The 24,817-nt window shown below is 48.0% G+C and carries 26 protein-coding genes; 14 read left to right on the top strand and 12 right to left on the bottom strand.

The annotated features are described in order from the left end of the window. Window positions 1-12 precede the first annotated feature (12 nt). Together AC5YB1_RS17425 and AC5YB1_RS17420 are read right to left on the bottom strand one after the other, a co-directional pair. The gene (locus AC5YB1_RS17425) at window positions 13-810 is read right to left on the bottom strand and encodes a response regulator (protein WP_494520189.1); all 798 of its coding nucleotides are present in this window, start codon (window positions 808-810) and stop codon (window positions 13-15) included. 58 nt (window positions 811-868) lie between these two features. Then, complete coding sequence (locus tag AC5YB1_RS17420) at window positions 869-1,282, bottom strand: hypothetical protein (protein WP_494520188.1); 414 nt, start codon at window positions 1,280-1,282, stop codon at window positions 869-871. A 146-nt stretch (window positions 1,283-1,428) separates the two neighbouring features. Here AC5YB1_RS17420 and AC5YB1_RS17415 point away from each other — a divergent pair, with 146 nt between their 5' ends. Further along, on the top strand, window positions 1,429-1,938 hold the full coding sequence (locus AC5YB1_RS17415; RefSeq protein ID WP_494520187.1) for a DUF4240 domain-containing protein: 510 nt from the start codon (window positions 1,429-1,431) through the stop codon (window positions 1,936-1,938). Between the two features lie 95 nt (window positions 1,939-2,033). On the opposite strand, the gene AC5YB1_RS17410 is transcribed toward AC5YB1_RS17415, so the two are convergent. Further along, window positions 2,034-2,348: a hypothetical protein gene (locus AC5YB1_RS17410; RefSeq protein WP_494520186.1), complete on the bottom strand. Its 315-nt coding sequence runs from the start codon at window positions 2,346-2,348 to the stop codon at window positions 2,034-2,036. 371 nt (window positions 2,349-2,719) lie between these two features. After that, window positions 2,720-3,028, bottom strand: a complete 309-nt coding sequence (locus tag AC5YB1_RS17405) for a hypothetical protein (protein ID WP_494520185.1) — start codon at window positions 3,026-3,028, stop codon at window positions 2,720-2,722. A gap of 285 nt (window positions 3,029-3,313) precedes the next feature. Between AC5YB1_RS17405 and AC5YB1_RS17400 the strand changes: the two genes are divergently transcribed. After that, entirely contained in the window at window positions 3,314-3,850 is a 537-nt protein-coding gene (locus tag AC5YB1_RS17400) for a DUF3016 domain-containing protein (RefSeq protein ID WP_494520184.1), read from the top strand. 47 nt (window positions 3,851-3,897) lie between these two features. Here the strand turns inward: AC5YB1_RS17400 and AC5YB1_RS17395 are convergent, their stop codons facing one another. Continuing rightward, window positions 3,898-4,209 (bottom strand): prephenate dehydrogenase, encoded by a 312-nt coding sequence (locus AC5YB1_RS17395; RefSeq protein ID WP_494520183.1) that lies wholly within the window; start codon window positions 4,207-4,209, stop codon window positions 3,898-3,900. A 49-nt stretch (window positions 4,210-4,258) separates the two neighbouring features. Between AC5YB1_RS17395 and AC5YB1_RS17390 the strand changes: the two genes are divergently transcribed. Then, entirely contained in the window at window positions 4,259-5,143 is an 885-nt protein-coding gene (locus tag AC5YB1_RS17390; RefSeq protein WP_494520182.1) for a TraB/GumN family protein, read from the top strand. Here the strand turns inward: AC5YB1_RS17390 and AC5YB1_RS17385 are convergent. Then, window positions 5,140-5,925 carry a methyltransferase domain-containing protein gene (locus tag AC5YB1_RS17385; RefSeq protein ID WP_494520181.1) on the bottom strand — a complete coding sequence of 262 codons (786 nt, stop codon included), beginning with the start codon at window positions 5,923-5,925 and terminating at the stop codon, window positions 5,140-5,142. The genes AC5YB1_RS17390 and AC5YB1_RS17385 overlap by 4 nt on opposite strands. 162 nt (window positions 5,926-6,087) lie before the next feature. On the opposite strand from AC5YB1_RS17385, the gene AC5YB1_RS17380 reads away from it, so the two are divergent. Beyond that, window positions 6,088-6,960: a MaoC/PaaZ C-terminal domain-containing protein gene (locus AC5YB1_RS17380; protein ID WP_494520180.1), complete on the top strand. Its 873-nt coding sequence runs from the start codon at window positions 6,088-6,090 to the stop codon at window positions 6,958-6,960. Between the two features lie 410 nt (window positions 6,961-7,370). After that, window positions 7,371-9,092, top strand: coding sequence for a formate--tetrahydrofolate ligase (locus AC5YB1_RS17375; RefSeq protein ID WP_494520179.1), 1,722 nt, complete (start codon window positions 7,371-7,373; stop codon window positions 9,090-9,092). Between the two features lie 137 nt (window positions 9,093-9,229). Here the strand turns inward: AC5YB1_RS17375 and AC5YB1_RS17370 are convergent, their stop codons facing one another. Then, window positions 9,230-10,927, bottom strand: coding sequence for a mechanosensitive ion channel family protein (locus AC5YB1_RS17370; RefSeq protein ID WP_494520178.1), 1,698 nt, complete (start codon window positions 10,925-10,927; stop codon window positions 9,230-9,232). 118 nt (window positions 10,928-11,045) lie between these two features. Here AC5YB1_RS17370 and AC5YB1_RS17365 point away from each other — a divergent pair, with 118 nt between their 5' ends. After that, window positions 11,046-11,381 carry a hypothetical protein gene (locus AC5YB1_RS17365; protein WP_494520177.1) on the top strand — a complete coding sequence of 112 codons (336 nt, stop codon included), beginning with the start codon at window positions 11,046-11,048 and terminating at the stop codon, window positions 11,379-11,381. A gap of 151 nt (window positions 11,382-11,532) precedes the next feature. Here AC5YB1_RS17365 and AC5YB1_RS17360 read toward each other — a convergent pair whose 3' ends face one another. Further along, window positions 11,533-11,658, bottom strand: coding sequence for a hypothetical protein (locus AC5YB1_RS17360; protein WP_259650878.1), 126 nt, complete (start codon window positions 11,656-11,658; stop codon window positions 11,533-11,535). Window positions 11,659-11,939: 281 nt separating this feature from the next. Between AC5YB1_RS17360 and AC5YB1_RS17355 the strand changes: the two genes are divergently transcribed. The 6 genes from AC5YB1_RS17355 (at window position 11,940) to rraB (ending at window position 16,614) form a co-directional block, all read left to right on the top strand. Continuing rightward, window positions 11,940-12,218, top strand: a complete 279-nt coding sequence (locus AC5YB1_RS17355) for an ABC-type zinc uptake system zinc chaperone (RefSeq protein WP_494520176.1) — start codon at window positions 11,940-11,942, stop codon at window positions 12,216-12,218. A gap of 81 nt (window positions 12,219-12,299) precedes the next feature. Further along, window positions 12,300-13,490: a hypothetical protein gene (locus tag AC5YB1_RS17350; RefSeq protein ID WP_494520175.1), complete on the top strand. Its 1,191-nt coding sequence runs from the start codon at window positions 12,300-12,302 to the stop codon at window positions 13,488-13,490. Beyond that, window positions 13,474-14,388 carry a metal ABC transporter solute-binding protein, Zn/Mn family gene (locus AC5YB1_RS17345; RefSeq protein ID WP_494520174.1) on the top strand — a complete coding sequence of 305 codons (915 nt, stop codon included), beginning with the start codon at window positions 13,474-13,476 and terminating at the stop codon, window positions 14,386-14,388. Before AC5YB1_RS17350 ends, AC5YB1_RS17345 begins: the two co-directional genes overlap by 17 nt. A gap of 61 nt (window positions 14,389-14,449) precedes the next feature. Then, entirely contained in the window at window positions 14,450-15,244 is a 795-nt protein-coding gene (locus AC5YB1_RS17340; protein ID WP_494520173.1) for a metal ABC transporter permease, read from the top strand. A 208-nt stretch (window positions 15,245-15,452) separates the two neighbouring features. Beyond that, a complete protein-coding gene (locus tag AC5YB1_RS17335) occupies window positions 15,453-16,184 on the top strand; it encodes a 1-acylglycerol-3-phosphate O-acyltransferase (protein ID WP_494520172.1) in 732 nt (243 codons plus the stop codon). Between the two features lie 34 nt (window positions 16,185-16,218). Next, window positions 16,219-16,614: a ribonuclease E inhibitor RraB gene (gene rraB / locus AC5YB1_RS17330; protein WP_494520171.1), complete on the top strand. Its 396-nt coding sequence runs from the start codon at window positions 16,219-16,221 to the stop codon at window positions 16,612-16,614. A gap of 95 nt (window positions 16,615-16,709) precedes the next feature. On the opposite strand, the gene AC5YB1_RS17325 is transcribed toward rraB, so the two are convergent. Next, window positions 16,710-17,684 (bottom strand): GGDEF domain-containing protein, encoded by a 975-nt coding sequence (locus tag AC5YB1_RS17325; RefSeq protein ID WP_494520170.1) that lies wholly within the window; start codon window positions 17,682-17,684, stop codon window positions 16,710-16,712. A 12-nt stretch (window positions 17,685-17,696) separates the two neighbouring features. Then, window positions 17,697-18,692, bottom strand: coding sequence for a response regulator (locus AC5YB1_RS17320; RefSeq protein WP_494520169.1), 996 nt, complete (start codon window positions 18,690-18,692; stop codon window positions 17,697-17,699). A 401-nt stretch (window positions 18,693-19,093) separates the two neighbouring features. Between AC5YB1_RS17320 and AC5YB1_RS17315 the strand changes: the two genes are divergently transcribed. Together AC5YB1_RS17315 and AC5YB1_RS17310 are read left to right on the top strand one after the other, a co-directional pair. Continuing rightward, the gene (locus tag AC5YB1_RS17315) at window positions 19,094-19,900 is read left to right on the top strand and encodes a crotonase/enoyl-CoA hydratase family protein (protein WP_494520168.1); all 807 of its coding nucleotides are present in this window, start codon (window positions 19,094-19,096) and stop codon (window positions 19,898-19,900) included. Between the two features lie 137 nt (window positions 19,901-20,037). Further along, window positions 20,038-20,535 carry a YqhA family protein gene (locus tag AC5YB1_RS17310; RefSeq protein ID WP_494520167.1) on the top strand — a complete coding sequence of 166 codons (498 nt, stop codon included), beginning with the start codon at window positions 20,038-20,040 and terminating at the stop codon, window positions 20,533-20,535. A gap of 18 nt (window positions 20,536-20,553) precedes the next feature. On the opposite strand, the gene AC5YB1_RS17305 is transcribed toward AC5YB1_RS17310, so the two are convergent. Both AC5YB1_RS17305 and rapA read right to left on the bottom strand, forming a co-directional pair. Continuing rightward, window positions 20,554-21,417, bottom strand: a complete 864-nt coding sequence (locus tag AC5YB1_RS17305; RefSeq protein WP_494520166.1) for a DUF3530 family protein — start codon at window positions 21,415-21,417, stop codon at window positions 20,554-20,556. 358 nt (window positions 21,418-21,775) lie between these two features. Further along, the gene (gene rapA, locus AC5YB1_RS17300; RefSeq protein WP_494520165.1) at window positions 21,776-24,682 is read right to left on the bottom strand and encodes an RNA polymerase-associated protein RapA; all 2,907 of its coding nucleotides are present in this window, start codon (window positions 24,680-24,682) and stop codon (window positions 21,776-21,778) included. Between the last annotated feature and the right edge of the window lie 135 nt (window positions 24,683-24,817).

The raw sequence follows: 24,817 nt of genomic DNA, 5'->3' as shown, positions 1-24,817 counted from the left end.
TTGAGCAAAATCCTAGTTATCGAGTAGGGAGTAGAGCAATTGTTTGACTAATTGTGGCTCGAAAGGCTTGTCACATAAGGCATTGACTCCGGCCTGCGACACATTGCTGAGATGCGTATCGTTTGCCTCAGATGACACCATCAGAATGGGGACATGAGATTGCTGGCTGTGATTACGAATAAACTGAGTCAGGGCTAAGCCATCGGCATTGGGCATATTGTAATCGGTGATCACAAGGTCATACATATTGTCTTGCATCAAGGCGATAGCCTCGGCGCCATCATTTGCTTCGGTGATCAGCTTTAACCCTAAATTAGTAATGGTGCGGCGGATAATATTGCGCGCCATCTTGCTGTCATCGACCACCAGTACCCGAATATTGTGCACATCAAAATGGTCCAGATCGAGCTCGTCATGGCTCAGCAGATCTATGGTGGCATTGAGGGCCTTACCTAGATGCTCAGACGAAAATGGCTTGGGTAAGATTGCCACTACACCTGATTGACGATAGATCTCCAGCTGTTCACGGCGGCATTCGCTCGAGACCAGCATAAATTGGATGTCACAAAAAGCCGGATTCTGTTTCAAGGTATTGAGCAGGTCTAATGCAGTGCCATCTTCAAAATGCATCGCGCTGGCGACTAAATCGGGTTGATGGCGCGAAATAATGATCATGGCCTGCGCAAGTGTGTTGGCCGTTTGAATATTGCTAATACCCTCTTGGCTGAGACGGCTGGTAATGATCTTACGCTGGGTGTCTGAAGGCTCAACCAACAAAATGGAGAGTTCACTAGGGGATAGGGTGGCCATGGTAATGGATCTCAGCTTAATAATTGTAAATACTTAGGTTTTTAAATTACCTTAAGGCTTAGGGTTTAGCAACCGATGGCCCTGAACGCTCAGGTCTGCTGAGGTAGGCTTTGGTTGATTTTGACATTGCGACCCACCACTGAAATAGCAAGAGTAGGGTGACAACGATGGCGATTAAAGGAATTGAGATCTGTTGACCCTTAAAGACCACTTTGACCTCTTCAGGAGTGATCTGATAGGCGATAATTGCTGTCATCCCCAAGGCACTAAATGCCAGCGTTTGAATGGCGACATAAATTTTAAGCAGCAAGCCAGCCCATTCGGCGCGTAGCAGTAGCCCAATAACGACGGGGATCACTCCGATAGTAAATAGATCTAAACTTTGGGTCGCCAGGGTGCGCCATACTGCAATAACAGAGATGACCAGATATAAACAGATAAGCAGTAGCATGGCAAAGTGGGGTCGTTTCATGGCAATTCGTCGACTAAAAATTTGCCAGCGAGTGTAGAAAAAACCTCTGCATTAGTCCAACTATTTACACTGATCTCGATTGCTTAGCTGTCCATTGGCCTAGGTTAGGTTAATATAGTGCCGATTTTTGATTGGATGAGAGTGACATGACAGACATTGAATTTTGGCAATTGGTAACCCGTAGCCATCCAGATCAAGACCAACAGAGCTTGGCGGACAACCTCAAACAGCAACTGACTCTGTTAAGTGATGAGGAACTGGCGGCGTTTGATAAACATTTCACACAGCAGATGCGCCGTGCTTATCAATGGTCCATCTGGGGCGCGGCTTATATTGTAACTGGCTGCGATAGTGAATATGGTTTTGCCGAGTTTCGCTGCTTTTTGATCTCTTTGGGCCAAGAGTGGTTTGAGAAAGTGCTGCAAGAACCTGATGCACTCGGAGATCTACAGCAATGGCCTGAGAAAGATGGCTACGCTTACCCTTTTATCGAAGAGTATGACTTGATTGCGGGGCAGATATTTGAAGATCGCACTGGTGAAGAGCTACCTTTTGTGCCTTCGGGTCAGGCTACGCCGCAAGGTAAGAAGTTTTCTCATAAAAAGAAACAGCTCAAGGCAGCTTATCCCCGCCTGAGTGCACGCTTTCCTTTTTAATGTTCTATAGCTTGTGCTAGCAGGTCAGCTATAGCGTGTCGCTTGCCCCAAGCTCGTATGGGGCAAGATAACGGCATGTTTGTGCTGCGTCGGTGTTACTCATAACAGCTTTGGCTTTGCCGATCGTAATGACGTTGGTGTTTGGCGCAAGTCTCTTTCATAAAGCGTTGTTCAACTTGGGCTATTTGTGCATCAAGTGTCGTTTCGATGCCGCTAATAAGTTGCTCTTCACTCATTTCCTGTTGTTGTGCTAACCGTTCAAAGTGTTGCTCTACTGCGGCTTTTCCTTCAGGGGATAAGGGTTTCGCACTCACTTGAGATGAAATAGCGAGGCCAAAGATAAGGGCTGCGATAAGGGCCAGCTTGCCTGAATAGTTGACTCGCGTTGTTGTCATCAGTTTGTGTATCATAATTTGCTCCAATAATGTGTCGACAGGCCCGTTATCTGCAGCCGTTTATTACTGTTTGAATCGATAAATGATTTCAAGTTGCAAGCAGTCCCCTCATCGAAGGGGGTTGAATGCATTCAGTGATTTAGTGGTTGCACAAAGATTAATCTAAGGTAGTTGAATAAAGGCTGAACAAAAAACAAGCAGGTGTTTAATGGGGGGGAGGTTATGGCGAGCAGATGTCGTTGTGCCTAGGTGGATAGCAGCGGAGCGCTCAAGGCTCTTGCTTAGGACTATTGCTCAGGTGCTTAGGGCTCTCGCTCTGGTGTTCAGAGCTCCCAAGATTGAAGGCAATGCTAAGTTATGGTGTTCTCTCGGTATTGAATAAACCGTTAATCGCGGCGCATCGTTTCACATTGGAACCCTTGGCGGCTTGAATCAAATCGACAGCGCAGGCCACACTCCCACACCACATCTCCCTGAGCTTTGGCTTGCTGAATAGCAAAGGCTTTACAACTGGGATAATCATTAAAATCATCTTGTTTCTGATAATGTCCAGAATTAAAACCTTGGCTATAAACGAAGGCTGACCAAGTTTCTGGTCCTGAGTCTTGTTGGGTTTGGTTTATCCCTATTAAGCTCGCAGCCGCCGCAGAAAACAGCAGTATGCTCACTAATAATGGTAAGTGTTTTTGCATCATGGTCTCCATGGTGAGGCGTGTAAGCAGATTTGCTGACTTAATGGGCTTAGCGTTTGGCAGCATACGATGCTATAGCAATACTGTTTTGGCAACGTTTTTTATCGTCGCGCGAAATGCGATGTTAATGGGATAACTTAGCGAATTTACAGTATATTAAACCGGATTTAGCGATCAAAAAACACCAGGGTATCGCTTGTTAGCTTTGTATTAAGCTATTATTCAGGTTAGCTTTTGTACAGTTGCTATATATTGAACCTAATCGGGTTTAGCCTAAAGGAGGCTGTTATGAGATTGTCCACGCTACCATTACTTGCTGGCGTATTGATAGGGACTATGGTGTCCCTCAATGTCAGCGCCAATGAGGTAACTGCCGATCCCGTCACCGAGGCAGGGATTGTCAACATTACTTGGCAAGGGGTGGATAAGTATCGCGATGTCAAAGCGGTGGGTGACATTCAGTCGCGCTATGAGCTGCGCACCTTTGAAACTTTAACCAAAAACCTCAATAAAGCCGCGAGTAAAATCCTAAAGCCAGAGCAAAAGTTAGCCTTAGTCGTGACCGATCTCGACCTTGCAGGTGATGTCAGACCGACTTTCGGCGCTAGCGTCAGCGAGATCAGGGTGGTGAAAGATCTCTATCCACCGCGCATGACTTTTAGCTATCAAGTGTTGCAAGGTGAACAAGTGATTATGGCGGGCGAGGAAAAGCTTACCGATCTGGGCTTTATGCAGACCATTGGCGTAGCGAACGATAGACCCTTGCGCTACGAGTCGAAGATGTTAGCCGATTGGCTTAAAAAAACCGTCGCGCCTAAGCTTTAAAATCTAAGCTTTAAAGCTGGTGCGACGGACATACTGGTCGGAATAAATTATTTTGCTTGAGCCTTAAAGGCTTGCAAGGTTTGCAGTAACGCGCCCAGTTTACGGACAAACTGCTCTAGTGCTGGCGCTAAGGCGTCAGTATCTGTGGGCAGTTGTGTCATCTCTTGCGCCAACTCTTGCACATAAGGGCTAAAGCGGTTGCTGTGCGCTGCGAAGCCTTGATCTTGAGTGAAGATAGCGACGAACTTTCCGTAACCCGCTTTATTCAGTTCATCCAGTTTAGCATCGGCATCGATCGCTTGACGATAAGCGATCTGAAGGTTTTCTTGCAGTTGCGTTATCAGTTGAGAGTGTGGCATAACAGCCTCTTAATCATAAAATTTGAGCGAATTATAAGGGGCTAGCCTGATGGCAACAAGTCAGCGTTTGTGTTTACTGTTAATGGTGTTGCTCGTGGGGCTCTTTAGCAGTACACAGATTAGGGCGGCAGTAACAGATAAGCCTCCGTTTTATCAGATTAATTATCAAGGTAAGACCGCCTATTTACTCGGTTCTATCCATGTTGGTCGGGAAGATTTTTATCCCATGGCGCCGCAAATTGAAGCGGTTTTTGCTAAGGCTGGTGCTTTAGTGGTGGAAGTGGATGTGACTCAAACCGATGTCGTTAGCTTGATCCGTCGTTACGGCTTGATGCCCCAGCAACAAGATGAAGCCACGGCGCAGCGTATGGCGCGCTTTTGTCAATCTAATCAGGCCATCTGCAGCGCACTAAAACCCTACTCTCCTTGGATGCAAGCGATGCAGCTAGGGGTGATGCGTTTCGATGCGCTGGGTTATCAAGCCCAATGGGGCGTGGATCAAATATTGACCCAAAAAAATGGGCAGCGTCCTGTGATTGAGCTTGAAAGCAGTGAGTTTCAGTTTGAGCTCATGGCTTCTTTTGCTCCCCAAGTACAGTGGGAAATGGTGCTTGAAGCCATTGAGGCGCCGGATGAAGAGATGCTGGCATTGATAACCGCGTGGCGAGCAGGCGACGAAGCCGCGATAGATCAGTTAATGGTAGGTCAGATGCAGCAAGGTGATGACATGAGTTTAATTGACAAAATGCTCTGGCAACGTAATCAAGCCATGAGCCGTAAAATTGCCGACTTAATGACCCGAGACACCACGCCCGCGCCATTGTTTATCGTGGTGGGCGCAGGCCATGTAGTAGGGGATAAGAGCATAGTCGCCATCATGCGCCAGCAATTTAAGGCCCAGCTACAAAATTGCTGGCAACAAGCCTGTGATTAATCAGCTCGCCATTTAGCAATAAAGTGTACATAACGTCCTAGCGCGATATAGCTTGGGTGTTGTGAGTAGATCAGCTCCATATCGAGCAGCTGCTGAAAGTCGAAGTTGGGTGGCTGGTGGGTTTTAAGGTAGTCGTGGATCACCCGCACCCCAGATTGTGACACTAGCTGCATCTGCCACTTATCAAGCCACTGTTTAACGTCATCAATATACAGTGGGTGAGTAGGGGTTAAGCCGACTTTTTTCTTTACCTTAAAATCGGCGGCAACATAATCGAAGTTACCCGAGATAAGGCTATGAAAACGCATCGCTTCTTTGTTATAAAACATCAGCGAAAATAAGCCGTTAGGGGCTATGAGCTGTGTCAGTGTCGCCAAGGTGTTCTCGGCATCACTGAGCCACTCGGCCACGGCATGACACAGTACCAAATCAAACTGGCCATGCTCACTTGGGGTTAGCGTCTGTATTGGTGCGTGAATAAGTTCTATATTAAGCTGACATGAATGGTTAGCATTATATTCGTCTATTTGCGATCGCGCCAGCGTCAGCATTTCGGCTGAAATGTCACACAAGGTGACTTGGTGGCCGAGCTTAGCCAGTTTCTGGCTAAAAAAACCAAAGCCGCCGCCAGCATCTAAGATGCGTAATTTTTGGCCGTTAAAGTGGCGTAATGCCTCAGTGATATCGCGCCACACCACGGCGGCTCGTACTTCGCCTTTAGGGGTGCCGTAGATATTTTTAGCAAATTTACTGGCGAGTGGGTCAAAATTTTTGTCTTGCATTGCAGGCTACCAATGGCGTTGAGCACAACGGATAAAGGAATGATATTTTGCCATAGCCATAACGGCTTGGCACCTGTCGGCATAACCTTATAAATACAAACTGTGATTTTAAGGTATAATTGTTGGCTTTCGATTTAATCATTGTTGAAGGGTTTGGATCGCGTGAATAACGATATTTGTGTGGATTTGAAGGCGATACCGTCGCTGTTATCGCTTTACCGCAAGATTTTTTTTGGCCGTAAACCCGGTTGGGATCAGCAGCCTCTGCCCCATATTTATATCACTTGTCGTGATGTCGGTGTATCGGCCGACAAAGTGCGCCAGTATGCCACTGTGTGTGGTTTTGAGTTTGATGGCCAGCATCTACCGATGACATATCTTTATGTGATGGCGTTTCGTCTGCACGCGAGCATCTTCACCCATTCGGCGATCACTTTTCCGCTGCTGGGGATGATCCACCTTAAAAACAGCATTACTCAATACCGTCAAGTGACGGTGGATGAATCATTTCATATCGACTGCGGCTTACAAAGCAGCCAGATAACCGATTCGGGCTTAGAGTTTGAATTGGTCTCTAAAGCCTTTGTCGGTGATGAGCTCGTGTGGGAGTCGCTGTCGACTTACCTGTATCGTATCGACAGTGTGGGCCGTCGAGTACGGCCACCTAAAGCCACACCAATGGCGTGGGATGCTCCGCTTAATTGGCGCTTGAGTGAAGATCTTGGGCGGCGTTACGCTAAGGCATCTGGCGATTATAATTTGATCCATCTGCATCCTGTGCTGTCAAAACGTTTTGGTTTCGATCGTGTTCTCGCTCATGGCATGTGGTCCAAAGCGCGCAGCATTGCGGCCTTGATGCCGCAAATCGGTGATAAATCCTGTAGCGTGGACGTGGAATTTAAGTTGCCATTATTTATGCCGGCTCAGGTGAGTTTTGGGGCGGAGAATGATCCCGAAGCGGGCTTAATCTTCGAACTCAGGGATGGCAAGGGACGACGGCCACATCTGTCTGGCCGGGTCAGCTTTCTCGATTGATGTTTCGCTTTAACAATGCAGCCAGCGCACATGCTGGCTGTTTGCTTGTTGTGGCTCAGAGCATTAAAAACATCGTGCTGAGCGACACAGTCCCTTCCACTGGCGTAGTTTAGGTCGGCTCGCTAGGGCGAGAACTCACGTATTATCCCCATGAGTAACAGTTTATTACGCCATAGTCACACCACGGCTTAAGGCTATATTCGATTAACCTTAAGTTTCGCCTGCTGCCTGCTGCATAGTCGCCAAAACCCAACGATATAGAGCGGCTATCGGTTATTAAATTGATTTAGATTCATAAATCCTTAATTAACTGACAGTGAACCCATGAATAGGTTTGTAATTGGTTGTTTTTATTTTATATTCGACGTAGCTCATCGTTTCCAAGTGATTTGTATAATAGGAGTTTGCCTATGCTGTCTGATATCGACATCTCGCGCCAAGCCCAGTTGCAGCCTATCGAGGCTATTGCGCAACAATTTGGGATATTACCCTCTGAATTAATTGCTTATGGCGATTACAAAGCCAAAGTTAATATTGATATCAAACAACGATTAGCGGATAACCGCGACGGTAAGTTAGTGGTTGTCACGGCGGTGACGCCAACCCCTTTTGGTGAAGGAAAAACGGTAACCAGCATAGGCTTAACTCAAGGATTACAGGCGATAGGACAGCGTGCCTGCGCCTGTATTCGTCAGCCCAGTATGGGGCCCGTATTTGGTATTAAAGGCGGCGCTGCCGGTGGTGGCTTAGCGCAAGTGGTGCCGATGGAGTCGCTTAATTTACATCTTACCGGCGATATTCATGCCGTAAGTAGTGCCCATAACTTAGCCGCTGCTGCGATTGATGCGCGTCTGTATCATGAGCATCGTCTGGGCGCAGAGGCCTTTGCTGAGCAGTCGGGATTAACGCCGCTCAATATCGATGCTAACCACATTGTCTGGCGCCGCGTGGTGGATCAAAATGAGCGCAGTCTACGTCATATCCGAGTGGGGTTAGGCGGTAACGTGCCTAATGCGCTAGGCAATGGCCCAGAGCACGACAGTGGATTCGATATCAGCGCGGCGTCAGAATTAATGGCGATTTTAGCTCTAAGCCGCGATTTACAAGATATGCGCCAGCGGATCGGCCGTATTGTGTTGGCTCAAAATACCACAGGTGATTTGATTACCGCCGAGGATTTAGGCGTAGCGGGCGCCATGACAGTGATCATGAGTGAAGCCATCGCCCCGACCCTGATGCAAACCTTAAGCGGCGCCCCCTGTCTTATTCACGCCGGGCCTTTTGCCAATATCGCCCACGGAAACTCTTCTATCATTGCCGATGATATCGCCTTAAAGTTGGCCGACATCGTGGTGACCGAAGGTGGTTTTGGCTCCGATATGGGCTTTGAGAAATACTGCAACATTAAGGCTCGTCAGGCGGGTAAATCGCCGGATGCGGCGGTGATTGTGGTGACGGTGAAGGCGCTTAAATCGCACGCGGTTGCATGCCAGAGTGACACGAGCGAATTGACTAAATTAGCGGTGGGGTTCGATAATCTGCGCTGGCATATCAACAATGTGGCGCAATATGGGGTGCCTGTGGTGGTCGCGATAAATCGTTTTCAAAGCGATACCCTTGAGGAGCTAACTTGGTTGCGTGAGCAAGTGATGGCACAAGGGGTGTTTGGCTGCGAGATCAGTGATGCTTTTACTCAAGGCAGTCAGGGCGCGCAAGCATTAGCCGAGCTGGTGGTTAAGGCTACCGAGACCCCCAGTCAATTCCGCTTTTTGTATCCGCTTGAGCAGAGTATTGAAGCCAAGCTAATGACCATTGCCGAGGCGGGATATGGCGCATCAGGCATACAGTTATCGGCTAAGGCGCAGGCGCAGTTAGCCGATCTTAAGCATCATGGTTTTGAACATTTACCCCTTTGCGTGGCGAAGACGCCGCTGTCGATTAGCCACGATCCTAAACTCAAAGGGGTGCCTACAGGCTTTGAGTTACCCATCAGTGAGCTAAAAATAAATGCCGGAGCTGGGTTTATTACCGCCATTGTCGGACAGGTGATGACGATGCCGGGCTTAGGTATTCGGCCAGGGTATCTGAACATTGATATTAATCAGCATAATGAGATTGTTGGTTTGGCATAACGCCGATTAATGATCTTCATTAGCGTTCCAGCCGTGGGATAAATTAACAAAATAGGGGGCGAGATTATCGCCCCCTATTTGTTGTGAGTCGCTTGATTGACATGACTGCAGCCAGTTACTCTGCCGGCTGCATACAGTTACTCGCTTGGTAAAGCGTTTTGCTGGGTTTGATAAATGTGCACATCGCGCTGCGGGAATGGGATTGAGATATTTTCTTGGTCGAAGCGCATCTTCACCTCACGGGTAATGTCCCAATACACATCCCAATAGTCTTCAGGTTTGGCCCATGGACGCACAATAAAGTCTACCGATGACTCGCCTAAGGCATGCAGCTTAATGTTGGGCGCAGGATCGGTGAGTACTTTAGGGTGTTTATCAACGATCGATTTTAACACCTGCTCAGCCTTTTCAATATCATCACCATAGCCTATGCCAAAGGTCATATCGACTCGACGCTGACTCTCCACCGTAATGTTATTAATGGTATCGCCCCAAATTTTGTTGTTGGGGATAATTAACCTTTGATTATCAAGTGTTTTTACTATGGTTGAGACGAGACTCATCTGGCTCACTTTACCCGTTACGCCAGCGGCGTTAATCAGATCGCCCACATCGTAGGGGCGATAGATTAAGATCATCATGCCAGAGGCAAAGTTAGACAGGGTTTCTTGTAAGGCGAAACCGATAATCACACCGGCGACACCAAAGCCAGCGAGGATGGGGCCGAGTTCAAATCCCAGTTGTGATAAGGCCACCATTAACCCTAACGCAAATACGACTTTGCCTGAGAGTGATACAAAGAAATCTTGCAATAACTTGCTAAATTTCAGTTTAGAATTGCTTACAGCTCGCCTGCTGATACGTTTAACCGTTCTACCCGCGAGGCCGGCCAGAAAGATAATTAACATAAAGATAAACAGCTTAAACATCATTCCTGGGCCGTTATCGATTAATTTTGTTTTGGCATTTTCCCACCATTCCTCAATCAAATTACTGACTAAGTTGATGTTTAATACATCTTGGGTGATATCACCAGAGATACTAAATAGCGTCTGCTTTAAGATAGTGGTGTCTTGTTCTAGGTTATCGAGCAGATCGATTGCCACCGCTAGGCTGTCGCTGGTGAGGGTTAAACGTTCTTTGAGTTGCAGCACTCGAGCGGTTTGCTCACTGGTAACATCTTTTCCGGCCTGAGCAACTTCGTCAATGGCGAGTTGTAATTTATCTTGAATAAATAGGACTAGACTATTGAGGATGTCGGCGCGCTTCACTAGGGTCTGGGTAAACTGCGCTTTGGCGGCGGTGATATCTTCGCCCAGCTGACTCAACCAGTTGAGCGTGTCATATTTGGCACTCAACATCTCATCTTGTTCTCTATCGCGATTAGCCAAAGCAAACATGGTGTCGTTATCGTTTTGCTTGCCCAGTTGTGACTTAATGCGTTTGATGTCGTCAGCGTAATATTGGTCAGCTTGGTTGATAAAGTTCAGATAAGCTTGGATGAGCGGTAATAGCTGCGACCTGTCGAATGAGTCATCTTTCATCAGTGTGGCGAGTCGTTGATGAAATCGCCTTGCATGCTCACGAATACGGTACTCAATAAACTGTTTCATTTCCCCCTGCGCGCGAGGAAGCTGACTGACGTCGGTATCGATTAATTGCTGCAAGTGGTGTAATTGGCGGATGGGATTATCGCTATCTTCTTGGTTGCTTAGCGCTGAAGGGCTAGCGGTTTGAGTCGCAGTGGTGGTTTCGGGAGTGGTGGCCAATGCCGCGAAGGTCAACCAACTAAGGCTGAGGCTAAGCGTTAACATGAACGAGGCAGAGCGCAGCATAAATTAAGTCCTTTAATATAGGCGTTGATAGTTCCTTTATTATGACCCCAAAATCACAACTGCGAAATTTAATTATGATCTGTTAAACTGCAGGCGAATATCATCAGAGAGTCTTATCGTGCTGTGTACACATTGTAGTAAAACGTTTGGGGTTGATAGTGTTAAGGCTCAACGAGGTAAGGGGTTAAATGCACAAATTCAGTGCCCCCATTGCCTTGCGTGGTTGGGCAAAAACCCGATACTGACACGATTAAAGATGATGGGGTTTTATCTGGCCGCTGCGGCGTTGCTGTATGGCTACTTTGCCCCAGAGATGCGCCATATCACCACACCTGTTGCCATTATTGCCAGTATAGCCTTGCTGATAAGCCATATGATGGATCACTTAAAAGTGATACAAGCCCCTGAACTGACGCGAGTCGATGACAGTGAGCAGCGGCAAAAATATCGTTAATCATGGCCCAATCGTTTAGCGCTGATAAAGCTGGATATCTGGGCTGAGGCAGTGATGTCTGAGGTTCACTGATAACACTGGGTATGGGAGTAGCGTGATGGCGGTTATCTTGCTGTGGTGAGTGAACTGACTCACCACAGGTGAGATGTCGTTAGTCGATCACTTGCACTTGGGCTTCCAGCGCCGCTTCAACGTAATAGATACCGCCGAGTACCGCAATAAAGAAAACCGATGTCCAAAAAATCATCTTGAAATTTTCGCGTAGAAATTCCTTCATACTGTTTGTTTCCTTGCTGGGACTGTTGAAATCTGGGTTGGGGTGATCTCACCCAATGGCCCTGATTCTAGTCAATATTACTTAAGTCAGACTTAATTTACTGGTATCAGTAAGTGATCTCGCGCATGCTTTATAATGTACATCTGAGCATTTACTTTATGTTACAACCTTGGTTGATCACCAGGCTATTTGTAACTTGACTTCACCGAGTCAATCCATACACTTGGTCAAAAATTCTGTCATATCAGCTTGGAACAATAGTCAACAACATGGCATTAACAATGAAAGGCTTAGCAAGAGGGGTAGCAATATGGCTTAGTGCTGTACTGTTTTGCTTGTCTGTTGCTGCGCCTGCTCATAGCTTAGAACATGTTGATGATGGTGCCAAAAACCATTGCACCCTCTGCATTCAAAAAATTCAGCTCAACAGCCTTCTACCTGTTAATGACTTTAATTTTTCACTACCGCAACTTACCTTTGAGCCCTGTGTTGCCAATGTCTCTGCGACATTGCGTTCACACGTTAGCTATTTCCACAGTCGAGCGCCTCCTAAACGCTAGATAGTCCTATTGCCATATTTTTTGACTATTTCTCTCTGTCGATTGACGGCAGAGAACTATGCCTGTTTTTTTGGAGATGTTATGACAAGCTTTAATCCCTGTATTACTGCGCTGGCAGCGGCCTGTGCCTGTGTATCTACGCTGGTAAGCGCGCAAGACGCCACCCTTTCTAACCCTGCGATAAGTGCCGTACTGGATGGCTACTATCAAAGTGCCGAACGGCCAATGGCTGAGCGAGAAGAGGGCTTTGGTCTTGGCCATACCGAATTGGCATTAAGTGCCAATATCGATGCACTTTTTTATGGCAAGTTAACCGCGGTGCTGGAAACTCACGGTAGTGAGACAGAGGTCGGTCTGGAAGAGGCATTTATTCAAACTTTATCCATGCCAGCAGGTTTTTCTGTGCGCGCCGGCCGCTTCTTATCGGATATCGGTTATTTAAATAATCAGCATGTTCATAGCGATGCCTTTGCCGAGCGTCCGGCGGTTTATCGGGCATTTTTAGGCAGTCACTATTTCGATGACGGGCTACGACTCGATTACGTTGCCCCCACGGATCTGTATTGGAGCATGGGGGTCGAAGCCTTTAAGGGGGACAGCCTACGCGCCGAAGATGAACATGGCGAACGTGAATTCGATAATGTTGGCGTTTATACCGCCTACACTAAGTTGGGCGGTGATATCGGAATTAGCAGTTCTTGGCTACTGGGCTTGAGTTATTTACGTAATGAAAATGGTCGCCTGACTGCCCATGAAGCGCACGAGAGTGAAATTATTATCGACGATGGCCATGAACATAGTCATGGGGCAATGTTCACAGGTGAAAATACCTACATTGCTGACTTTGTCTATAAATGGGCACCTAAAGGAAACTACAAATACCAGCACCTCACCCTGAGTGGTGAGTACTTTCAGGTGAGCGATTTTGCGCCGTTAGCGGCACACACTATCATAGATGCGCATAGCGAAGAGCATCGCCCCGATGATCAAACGGGTTGGTATGTCAGCTCTGTGTATCAATTTAGCCCCAATTGGTCTGCGGGCCTGCGCTATGGCCGGGTGGATACGAAGGAGCTACATGACGAGTATTTCCATGAACAAGCGCTTAAGGAAACCGAAGTCAGCTTGGCGTGGCACCCAAGCCATTTCTCCACGGTGCGATTGCAATATACCCATCAAAATGGCACCAACTTTGACGGTATCGAAGATGATAATCTGTTAACGCTACAATATGTTATGACATTGGGGGCTCACAGTGCGCATCAATTCTAAAGTGATTCAAGCCAGTTGTCTGGCAATGACGTTGACGCTGACCAGTGCAGCACAAGCGGCGCTGAATGTGTTTGCTTGTGAACCCGAATACGCGGCATTAGTTAACGAGCTGGCGCCAGAGGCTAATATCTACTCTGCGACCACAGCCATGCAAGACCCACATCAAGTGCAAGCCAGACCTAGCCTGATTGCTAAGATGCGTCAGGCCGATCTGGTGGTGTGCGCCGGTGCCGATCTTGAAGTGGGTTGGTTGCCTATGTTGCAGATGAAATCGGCTAATGCCAAGGTGCGCTCAACTGAAGAAGGTTTATTTTTTGCCGCCGAGCAGGTCGAGACCCTAGATAGGCTTGAAAATGTCGATCGCAGCATGGGAGATGTGCATGTTCAGGGCAATCCACACCTGCATTTTGACCCAGAACGTCTGCTTAAGGTGGCCGAGGCGTTGCACCTCAAACTGGTGCAGCTAGAGCCAGATTCGAAGACGCAGTACGATGCGGCATTGGCAGACTTTAGCACCCGTTGGCAGGCGGCTACGGTGAAGTGGCAAGCGTTGGCTGCACCACTCATTGGTCAAAAAGTGATTGCCTACCACAGTAGTTTTCGTTACCTGTTTAATTGGTTAGGTATCGAACAGGTGGGCGATCTGGAACCTAAGCCTGGCCTCGCGCCAACGACGACGCACTTAGCCGAGCTGCAACATCGTGCGCAGCAGGGTGATGTGATGGCCATTATAGTGGCGTCTTATCAAGACCTGCGCGGCGCGCAATGGCTTGGGGAACGCACGGCATTACCAGTGCAGGTGTTACCTATGTCGGTTGGTGGCAATGAGGACAGCGACGATCTGTTTTCGCTCTATCAAAGTGTCATCACCTTGTTGTTGAGCCACAGCCAACAATAAGCCAACCCTAGTGCCTGTGCATGCACAGGCGCTATTGGGGTTACATAGTGAGGTACACACCATGTTTGATTTAGATCTGTTATCCATCTTATTACCTGCCTTTGCCGCAGGCATATTAGTGCTGTCGACCCACGTAGTGCTGGGCAGCCAAGTGCTAAAACGCGGCATTATTTTTATTGATTTGGCCATAGCTCAAGTGGCTGCGCTGGGGGCGATCATTGCTCATACTCACCATGAGATTGAACACCTGCCCTATTCTAATGTGTGGATGCCAGCGCTCTTTGCCTTAATGGGGGCGGGGTTCATTGCTTGGTTAGCTAAGCGTATGGCCGATGAACTGGAAGCCATTATTGGCTGCTTTTATGTGTTATCGGCGGTGGCTGCCATGTTATTGCTGGCTAGCGATCCTCACGGTAGTGAAATGCTCAAGCAATTAATGTCGGGACAAATATTGTGGGTCAACTGGTCGCAGTTACTCTTGCCTGCAATCGTGTCGTTATTGGTGCTGGGGACGATTGCCATTAAACCCTGCTGGCTCGAGGGGGCAGGATTTTATTTGCTGTTTGCCTTAGTGATCACTCTGTCTGTAGAGCTGGTGGGGGTTTATTTGGTGTTTAGTTCGCTTATTTTACCCGCCTTAGCAGTGAACAAATATTGCGGTAAGGCAAGGTGGGCTTGGGCTTATTTGGTTGGCTTAGTGGGTTACGGGGCAGGGTTGATATTATCGGCGAGCTTAGATCTGCCCAGCGGTGCGACCATCGTGGCGACATTAGCGTCGAGTGCGGTACTGTTTCGTCTGCTGCATCCACTGTTGTCTGCATCTAGTTCGATTAAAAAAGTATCTGCTAATTCATAAAACAGATACCTTCAAAATACTGCATTAACCTAATAGGCTGCTTTGATGAGAACAGCCTGTTTTTTTTACTATTAAATTCAGTCTGATAGATTAAGTATTGGCCAACAAAAGCCATCAAGATGAATGGGGGATTAAATCTTCAGGCTACAGGTGTAAGTCATTTTTGCTTACTGGTATAATGCCGCCACTGAAATCACAGGAGTATGTTGTGCTGTTAATCTTCAGATCATTGATCTTGGCTATTATGTTATTGCTGGCGTTTGTATTTGGTGGCTTGTACTGCTTATTGCGTCCGCGTCATCGAGATAATGTACACCTGTTCGCTACCATTTTTTCTTGGGCGGCGCCCATATTGGGTGTCAAAGTGGTGTTGCGTAAATCAAAAGCGCCAATATCAGAGCCTTGTATCTATTTAGCCAATCATCAAAACAACTTTGATATGTTTACCCACACGGCAGCAGTGCCGAAGGGGACGGTGAGTTTGGGTAAAAAGAGCCTAGCGTGGATCCCCTTTTTTGGGCAGATCTATTGGTTGTCGGGCAATATTTTAATCGATCGTAAAAACCGTAATCGTGCCTTTGAAACTATGGCACAAACGGCGCAGAAAATTAAAGAGAAGTGCCTATCTGTGTGGATTTTCCCCGAAGGCACACGCTCACGCGGTAAAGGGTTGTTACCTTTTAAATCCGGTGCGTTTCATACCGCCATTGAAGCCGGTGTCGCTATGGTGCCAGTGCTGGCGTCCAATCAAGAACACATCAAACTTAACCGCTGGAATAATGGCGTGGTGATTATTGAGATGATGGATCCGATTGAGACTAAAGGGCTTGCTAAGGCGCAAGTAAAAGAGCTTTCAAGTCGTATTCATGCCATGATGGCGGAAAAGTTAACCCAGTTAAACCAAGAAGCTGCGGCTCTTATGGCTAAAAAAGCCGTTTAACTCAGCCTAATTATTGTTTATTTCGGAGTGATCCATGTCTACAGAACGTCAGTTACAGGAACAGAAACAAGAGAATCAAGAGATCGTTGAGGCGATTCTTGCCGATGGTTCTGAGCCCGATGCTGAGTACACGATTGAGCACCATTTCTCAGCGACCAATTTTGATCGCCTAGAAAAGGCCGCCGTTGAAGCCTTTAAAATGGGTTATGAAGTTAACGATGCTGAAGAGATGGAACTCGATGATGGCTCGGTTATCTTCTGCTTCGACGCCATTGCCTACCATAAGCTTGAAGTGGGATTGCTCGATAAAGCCTGTGAAGAGCTGATCTTGTTAGCGGCCAAGCAAAAAGTTGATTATGACGGCTGGGGCACCTACTTTATTGGTGACGAAATTGAAGAAGATGAAGAAGATGATGCGCGCTTTCATTAATTAGTCATTAGTCACGGCGCGTCTTGTGATAAAAAGCCCCAGTCTGTTAACGGAGATTGGGGCTTTTTAGTCACTAGTCTGTGGTCACTTATGGCTTAGTTCGCTTCGGCCTGAGGAGAGTAGATTTCGCTGCGGTTACGCCCAGCTTGCTTTGCTAGGTATAAGGCGCTGTCGACACTGGCTAGCCACTGCGCACTGTTATCAAACTCGGGCTGTATTTCGCAAATGCCAATACTAACAGTGACACTGATTTTGGCATTTTCGTAACGCATCTGTGAAGCGGCGATTTTTTCACGATAGCGTTCGGCAAATTTAAGGGCATCTTCGGCGCTGGTGTTTGATAAGATCACCGAGAACTCTTCACCGCCATATCGGCCTGCACAGTCGGTTTCTCGCAGTGATTGCCTTAGTATGTGCGACACGTGTTGGATCACCTTGTCTCCGGCAATATGGCCGTAGGTGTCGTTGATGCGCTTAAAGTGATCAATATCGAACATCACTAAGGTGGTGGGCGAACCATAGCGTGAATGGCGGTCAAACTCATGCTGCATGCACTGTTGCCAATGACGGCGATTATGTAGCTGAGTTAAGCCGTCGGTTTGGCTGAGATGCTCTAGGCGTTCATTGGCGGCTTTGAGCTGAAGGCGGTTAATGGCGACATCGGTTACATCATAGATGATCATGCTGATGTGGGTTATCTGCCCTGTGAGTGAAGAGAGTGGCAGTAAGGTGACATTTTGGTACATGAAATCGGCGCGGCCGGTGATCGGCCGATAATTACTAAATTTAAATACATAAGGCCGCTGTTCCCAGCTGATAAAGGCGCGGTTTTTCAATAGAAATACCGACTCCATCTTCTGCTTTAACCAAGTGGCGGGTAGGTATTCAAATTGGTCGAACAGGTTGGCGCCTTTTATCGAATTGGGCGAGATACCGCTGTGGTTCTCCATGAAGCCGTTCCACAGTTGGATATCGTAGTTTCGATCTAATACCACTAACCCCACCTCGATGGTTTGTACCATATCGATGAGCCAATGCAGTTCGTTCATTGCGCTTTTGTCATAGGTCATGGTGTTATCCAACTAATCTAGCAAGTAACCTAGCTTATAATTAAGCGTCGGTAACGATTCTTCAGTGAATAGCAGCAGCAGATCGCATTGAATATTGTGGCCTTCGATACGGTAATTGATCTCCATGGCTAGGGTTCTGGCCCATTTTTCGGCGTTATCATGGATAAGATCGTTCACTGTGCAATGTCTGCCAAGCACTACTGGATGGCTTTGGCTAAATTTCATGTGTAGCTGTTCGGAAATCCCGTTAAGAAACGCACCGATAAGCACGTTACCGGTATCGATCATTACTTCAATCTCAGTATTGGCATCTTCGGGGTTGGCGAGCCCCATCAATTTGGCCATGTCTTGGAACGAAGAGTCGTGAAACAGTAAGAGGGCTTCGCCGGCAATACCAGCACCAATAAATCCTTGGCATAGGGCAGAGATGGTGCCGTTTTCTTCGGTCGCCTTGAGCGTCATGGTCAGCTCACTGACCTCAAGCACGTTAACATTGGGGATCGGCAATAACACAAACACATCGAGTAATTTAGCCAATAGATCGGCTGCGCGTCCCATGGCGACGTTAGCGACTTCTTGGCAAGCGTCCCTAAGATCGACTTCGATCATTGGGCTGTTATTAGCTGCATCACTTTTGGCTATGGTTAAAATGCCATACTCTTGCAAAATATGGCTGATGGCCTCGGCGCTTACCGGTTTTTGAATAAAATCCAGCGCGCCTAAAGCTTTGACTCGCTCATGGGCCTTAATCTGAATGTCACCAGACACCACGACAACCAAAGCGGGAAGATCTTCCTTTTGAATGACCTCCAGCACCTCGTAACCGTCCATTACCGGCATGTTAAGGTCAAGAAATACCACTTCACCTTTACCGGCTCTAATGGCTTCTATGCCCTCGGCGCCGTTGGCGGCAAAGTGGATCTCCACATCCCATTCTTTTGGGAGTGTTCGTGCCATCTGCTTTCTTGCGAGTGCTGAGTCATCGCATATAAGTACTGGTATCGACATGCTAGTTATAACATCCTAATCTGCCCTTCTATTGAAGATTACACTAAATTAGTGAGCTGGGTTGCCAAATGCACTAATTGCAGGGAGTTGGGGCAGTTTTTATTGGTTCATCCTAGAAACCCTAGGAGCGCTATATTTGGCGCGATAATTAAAGAAGACTCAAGCGGTCATCAATGCGTTTCAGGGTTCACACCTTGTTTTTAGCGACAATTCGTCACGATAAAGGTCGCAAACACTACTGGGTAATCATTATCGATCATTTTGATTTAAAAAAGAAATCAAAGCGTCATTTTTTTGGCGCTCATCAAGGAAAACGCATTTTGTTATCTGTTCTAGATAAATGTATCAACTGTGTTAGCATTCTGGTGTGGACAGACCAGTAGGTTTTTAGGAGTAAAGGAATGCAGCACCCATATGTCAATTTGACCCTCGACTCAGGCATCGCGATTGTCGAATTACACCGCCCAGAAAAATACAATGCGCTTAATTATGCCATGTTTACCTCCATCAGGTACGTGCAGCAACAAATCGCCAAAGATCCCAGTGTGCGCTGCGTTATTTTAACGGGCAGTGGCGGCAACTTTAGCTCGGGTCTCGATGTGGCCAGCGTGATGAAAGCACCCAAGCAAGCGCTCAAGCTGCTGTTTAAGTGGCTGCCTGGCAACGCCAATTTAGCCCAGCAAGTGTCCATAGGTTGGCGTCGGTTACCTGTGCCGGTGATCTGCGTGTTAGAGGGGATCTGCTATGGCGGTGGACTACAAATCGCCCTGGGAGCCGATATGCGTATTGCCAGTCCTGAGTGTCGTTTATCTATCATGGAAGCCAAATGGGGCTTAGTGCCCGATATGGCCGGCTTGGTCGGTCTTCGAGAGTTAGTATCAAAAGATGTCGCCATGCTACTGACCATGACGGCCGATGTGATAGAGGCCAAGCAAGCCCATGAGTACGGCCTACTGACTCACGTGTGTGAGCAGCCCATGGCACAGGCTCAGGCCTTGGCGGCCAAGTTATGCGATACCTCGCCAGATGCCAACGCAGCCATTAAGTGCAGTATTAATACTAATTGGCGCGCCAGTGAACGCAGTTTGTTACGGCGTGAAACCTTTAGTCAGATAGCCTTGCTGCTGGGGAAGAATCGGTTGATCGCGGCGATTAGGCAGACGAAAGATCCTGAGCGTCCTTATCGCCATCGGCAGCCTTGGTGGTAGCACTTGCTAGTATCACACTTGCAGTGCGACATAACATGAGCCAGTGATGCTATGTCACGCCTCTTGTGCTTACTGCAGACGTCTGCGTGGAAGGCGGTTACTATACAGCTAATTTTATTGTGTTTTAGGAATGATAGATGAGACTGCTATTTGAACGTTTTCTCTGGAATAGCCGCCTGACGGTGATCGTCGGCGTTTTTGCCTGTGTGGTCGCCGCGTTTGCGGTGTTTATCATGGGCATTAAAGATATGCTGCATATGCTCGAATTACTGTATGCCTATGTCATCACTGGGAGTTTAGATATCCGTAATGACTTGGTGATGGTGGTGGTTGAGATTTTGGACACCTTCTTGCTTGGCTCTGTATTACTGATTTTTGCCTTTGGGCTTTATGAGTTGTTTATCAGTAACTTGCAGGCTGCTGAAGACAGTGTCGCTGGCGGAAAAATCTTAGTGATCAGCAGTATCGATTCATTGAAGAGCAAGCTGGGTAAAGTCATTTTGATGATGTTGATCATCAAGGTGTTTTCTTACTTTAGCGAAATGAAACCCACCTCCATGCTGGAGCTGCTCTATATGGGCATCATAGTGGTATTGGTGGCATTGGCGTTAATGCTCAGTAAAGATAAAAAGTAACTCAGCGCTAGCGTATCGTTACGGATAGGCTTTTGCGATGCGCCGTGCAAAGCCATCGATCAGCACTAAGGTATTTTGCCACGCGTTGGCTTGGTCTAAGTTGAGTGCCAGTGGCTGCTGTTGATAACGTAGCGGCTGGTTTTGCGGCGACAGCGCCCGTCGCTCAGCTGCGGTGGCGATGGCGTTGGGCGTAGCGTCTGGCGACAAAATATCTAATACCGGAATGGTCAGCTGTGCCAGTTGCTCTGCTAACTGGGCATTGTCTTGTGCTGGTGTAAGGTAGGGATTGATCACCACCAACAGATCTGGCTTGGGCAATGTGCCAGCATATAGCAGTTGGATCACTAAGCCTGCGCCCTGCTCGGTAGCGATTAACATGCGTTTACCTGGATAGGGCTCCCCTAAGGCATCGAGCCGATCCATTGTTTGAATTAACTGATTATTCTGCTTTTGTCTGAGACTTTGCCATTCATCAGGGCTTAGATGGGGCAGGGGCTGCGTGGCCTTGAGTGCCAGCTGCTGCTCTCCAGCCTTATGGATCTCCTCTGCATCCGTCTTGTGGTTAATCGCTGGCGCAGCTTGTGGCGCGCTCAAACTGATGGTGGCCCAGCCTTTGTCATTAAGGTGGCGTCGCAGATAGGCGGTCACGCCGCTCGGATCGGCATGCTGCCCCAAATCGGCTAATAAAATCGCCGCACCATATTGATGATCGCCACGCCAGCTGCGCACCAATGCCTGGCTGGTTTGCTCGCCCAAATCAAGCTGTGTGACTTCATTCGCGGGCAAATAGTCATAGCTAGGTTGCGCGCCTTGGCTGGATACGCTGACGAACAAAAAAGAGCCAACCCATAGTAATAGGCCACATTTAATAACCGATCTCATAGACACCTTAGCCTGAATCATTTGCCGGCGAGCATCATCGCATTTTTACGGTGTAAATTAAAACTGTGTCTTGTGCTGAAATGTGTTCAAACATCGCCATGCTTGTTGGGTAGCAAGCCTAGGGCCTGTTGATCTTTGCTGAACCCTTCGGGCAGCGTTTGTTGGTCATTTCTACTGCGTTGTCAGCTTTTTATGTAGAATAACTACACCACAAAGCTTCTGCCTTGTATAAATACCCAACAATTGGCTGCAAAAATAACCTTGAAAGATCAACAGGCCCTAGGATACAGCATAAAAAAACGCTGGATGAGCATGTCAAACCAGCGTTTTGTTATCGTGTCAGCTTACCCTATCTGGGTTAAGCGTGGCTCACCAACACCAAGCGCACGGCATCGAGTTGCAATAAACAACCATCTAAATAGCCATTAAGCTCACTCATCTGTGATTTAAGGTGCTCAAGCTCCTCATCACGGATGTTAGGGTTAACGGCCTTGAGCGATTCGAGGCGCTCAAGTTCGGCAGTTAGCTGACTGGTCATTTTGGCTCTGGCGCTATCGGCCAGCAGTTTAAGTTCGGCCTCGGCGTAGGTTTCACCCTTAGCAAACAAGGGGTGCAATATGGTTTGCGAGGCATTGACCAGTTTACTGGCAATGTGACGATTCACCGCACTCAGTTGTTTGTCGAAGCTTTCATAGCTGACATTATCAGACAGATTGTTGCCATTTTTATCCAGCAAAATACGCACTGGCGTTGGCGGCATATAGCGATACAACTGGCTCGATTTTGGCGCCGATGCATCTGCCATATAGATAAGCTCTAAGAAAATAGTCCCCGCAGGTAGCGCCTTGTTTTTCAAGATAGCCACGCTGGTGGTGCCCGTTTCTGAAGAGGTGATCAAATCCAGCCCGGTCTGCACTAACGGATGCTCTTGGGTTATCAGCGCAATATCATCGCGTGACAGCGCCATCTCGCGATCGAAAGTTACCGTGATGCCATCTTCTGGTAGGCCTGGGTAGGTGGGGAACATCATGTGCTCACTGGGGCGCAGCACAATGGCGTTGTCGCCGCTGTCTTCCTGCTCAACACCTATGATGTCCCATAGGCGAATAACTGAGCCGATCAGTTGAGTATCTTGGTCACGCGCCGCTAAACTTTCAACCAATTTCTTGGCTTTTTCACCGCCATGAGAGTTGATCTCTAGCAGTTTGTCACGGCCCTGTTCCATGGCTTTTTTCAGCTCCTTATAACGCGTTTGCGTATGGTTAAGTAGCTGAGTAAATTGGTCTTCATCTTGATAAACCAGCTGGGTAAGCAGCTCTTGTGAAAACTCATTAAACAGAATATGGCCAATAGGACAGGTTTGTTCGAATGCGTTTAACCCTTTGTGGTACCAATGCATCAGGCTCTCTTGAGCGGTGCGCTCAAGGTAAGGCAGATGGATTTCGACATCGTTAGCCTGCCCAATACGGTCGAGACGGCCAATACGCTGCTCGAGTAGATCGGGGTTAAGCGGCAGATCAAACAACACCAGATGGCTAGCAAACTGGAAGTTACGTCCTTCTGAGCCTATTTCGGAGCAGATCAAGGCCTGGGCTCCGCCAGTTTCTTGAGCAAAGTAGGCGCCGGCTTTATCGCGTTCAATAATCGACATGCCTTCATGGAATACGGTCGCCTGAATACCTTCACGGGTGCGCAGCGCCTCTTCAAGGCTAAGGGCGGTTTCGGCTTGGCTGGCGATGATCAGCACTTTTTTACTGCGATGACTTTTAAGGAAATCGATTAACCAATCGACGCGCGGATCAAATTTCCACCAACTGGCGCTATCACTCTCGAAGGCCTGATACATTTTTTCAGGGCTAAGGGCTTGTTTGACCTTGTTGTTAAGATCGCTTTGGCCACCCATCATGGCTGACACTCTTGCCGCGGTCACATATTGCTCTGGCATGCTCTGTGGGTGAGCATGGAAAATACGTGTCGGGAAGCCTTTGACCGAGGCGCGGCTGTTGCGGTATAGCACTCGGCCGGTGCCGTGACGGTCGAGCAGCTCTTGCAATAACTCTTCACGTGCCGCTTGGCGTTGGTCGGCATCGAGGCTTTCATCTTCGATAAGGCGCAGGGCTGGGGTGATATCTTTTTCGCTTAACAGCTCGGTTAAGCTCGCCACTGCATCATCGGAGAGTTTCACCCCTTTGCTCAGTTGGTCGGCTGCGGTCGCAACCTCTTTGTAGCTGGCTTCTTCGTTAAGGAAGGCTTGATAATCGTAAAAACGATCGGGATCGAGCAGGCGTAAACGGGCAAAGTGACTCTGATGACCGAGTTGATCTGGAGTCGCGGTCAGCAGTAATACACCTGGCACCACTTCACTGAGGGCTTCGACAACGCGATAAGCGCGGCTTGGCGCCTCTTCGGTCCATTCTAAATGATGGGCTTCATCGACCACCATTAAGTCCCAATCGGCGTCTAAGGCTTGTTCTAAGCGTTTCTTTTTACGCAGCAGCTCTAAAGAGCAGATCACCAGCTGTTCGGTGTAAAAAGGGTTGTCGTTATCGGCGTATGCTTCGACACATCTGTCTTCATCAAACACTGAGAAGCGCAAATTAAAGCGGCGCAGCATCTCGACCAACCATTGATGGCGCAAGGTATCGGGCACGATCACTAAGATGCGCTCGGCGCGACCGGTGAGTAGTTGCTGGTGGATGATAAGGCCAGCTTCGATGGTTTTACCTAAGCCCACTTCATCGGCCAGTAAGACACGCGGCGCAAAACGTTGCCCCACTTCATGGGCTATCCATTGCTGGTGCGGGATCAATCCTACACGTGGGCCTTGTAGGCCAAGCAGATCTGAGGTGGCCAGCTTATGGCGTAACAGTTGGCTTTGGTAGCGCACGCCAAAACGGTCAAGGCGATCGATTTGGCCAGCAAAGAGTCTATCTTGCGGCTTATTAAAGCGAATATTGTGATTGAGCAGGGTTTCTCGCAGGCTCACCTGTTCACCGGTTTCGCTATGGATACCGTGGTAGATGATCAGCTGGTTTTTCTCTTCGAGTTCGCTAACCGTTAAGCTCCACCCTTCGTGACTCTCAATCGTGTCGCCTGGATTATAAATTACACGCGTTAAGGGCGCGTCAGCCCGTGAGAACATCCGGTTTTCATCTGTGGCAGGAAACATGACGGTGACCATACGGTCTTCTAATCCAACAACAGTACCTAAACCAAGTTCTGATTCGGTATCACTAATCCAACGTTGACCTAAGGAAAAGGGCATTACAAATTCTCATCTACAGGGTGAATCACGAAAGGGCGCGTATGTTATCCAATCGGGACTATGATGTCGAACATAAATGCCCCGTCGCGCCTCAGCTAAAAGCCTAATGGCTATCTGGTGAGATTACAAATTGTG

The sequence above is a fragment of the Shewanella sp. 433 genome (genome assembly GCF_059338565.1).
This window is presented reverse-complemented; position numbering and strand designations above follow the sequence as displayed.

Coding starts and splice junctions, on each gene's coding strand:
- AC5YB1_RS17425 (WP_494520189.1), bottom strand. CDS start 810: ATGGCCACCCTATCCCCTAGTGAACTCTCCATTTTGTTGGTTGAGCCT.
- AC5YB1_RS17420 (WP_494520188.1), bottom strand. CDS start 1,282: ATGAAACGACCCCACTTTGCCATGCTACTGCTTATCTGTTTATATCTG.
- AC5YB1_RS17415 (WP_494520187.1), top strand. CDS start 1,429: ATGACAGACATTGAATTTTGGCAATTGGTAACCCGTAGCCATCCAGAT.
- AC5YB1_RS17410 (WP_494520186.1), bottom strand. CDS start 2,348: ATGATACACAAACTGATGACAACAACGCGAGTCAACTATTCAGGCAAG.
- AC5YB1_RS17405 (WP_494520185.1), bottom strand. CDS start 3,028: ATGATGCAAAAACACTTACCATTATTAGTGAGCATACTGCTGTTTTCT.
- AC5YB1_RS17400 (WP_494520184.1), top strand. CDS start 3,314: ATGAGATTGTCCACGCTACCATTACTTGCTGGCGTATTGATAGGGACT.
- AC5YB1_RS17395 (WP_494520183.1), bottom strand. CDS start 4,209: ATGCCACACTCTCAACTGATAACGCAACTGCAAGAAAACCTTCAGATC.
- AC5YB1_RS17390 (WP_494520182.1), top strand. CDS start 4,259: ATGGCAACAAGTCAGCGTTTGTGTTTACTGTTAATGGTGTTGCTCGTG.
- AC5YB1_RS17385 (WP_494520181.1), bottom strand. CDS start 5,925: ATGCAAGACAAAAATTTTGACCCACTCGCCAGTAAATTTGCTAAAAAT.
- AC5YB1_RS17375 (WP_494520179.1), top strand. CDS start 7,371: ATGCTGTCTGATATCGACATCTCGCGCCAAGCCCAGTTGCAGCCTATC.
- AC5YB1_RS17370 (WP_494520178.1), bottom strand. CDS start 10,927: ATGCTGCGCTCTGCCTCGTTCATGTTAACGCTTAGCCTCAGCCTTAGT.
- AC5YB1_RS17360 (WP_259650878.1), bottom strand. CDS start 11,658: ATGAAGGAATTTCTACGCGAAAATTTCAAGATGATTTTTTGGACATCG.
- AC5YB1_RS17355 (WP_494520176.1), top strand. CDS start 11,940: ATGAAAGGCTTAGCAAGAGGGGTAGCAATATGGCTTAGTGCTGTACTG.
- AC5YB1_RS17350 (WP_494520175.1), top strand. CDS start 12,300: ATGACAAGCTTTAATCCCTGTATTACTGCGCTGGCAGCGGCCTGTGCC.
- AC5YB1_RS17340 (WP_494520173.1), top strand. CDS start 14,450: ATGTTTGATTTAGATCTGTTATCCATCTTATTACCTGCCTTTGCCGCA.
- rraB (WP_494520171.1), top strand. CDS start 16,219: ATGTCTACAGAACGTCAGTTACAGGAACAGAAACAAGAGAATCAAGAG.
- AC5YB1_RS17325 (WP_494520170.1), bottom strand. CDS start 17,684: ATGACCTATGACAAAAGCGCAATGAACGAACTGCATTGGCTCATCGAT.
- AC5YB1_RS17320 (WP_494520169.1), bottom strand. CDS start 18,692: ATGTCGATACCAGTACTTATATGCGATGACTCAGCACTCGCAAGAAAG.
- AC5YB1_RS17315 (WP_494520168.1), top strand. CDS start 19,094: ATGCAGCACCCATATGTCAATTTGACCCTCGACTCAGGCATCGCGATT.
- AC5YB1_RS17310 (WP_494520167.1), top strand. CDS start 20,038: ATGAGACTGCTATTTGAACGTTTTCTCTGGAATAGCCGCCTGACGGTG.
- AC5YB1_RS17305 (WP_494520166.1), bottom strand. CDS start 21,417: ATGAGATCGGTTATTAAATGTGGCCTATTACTATGGGTTGGCTCTTTT.
- rapA (WP_494520165.1), bottom strand. CDS start 24,682: ATGCCCTTTTCCTTAGGTCAACGTTGGATTAGTGATACCGAATCAGAA.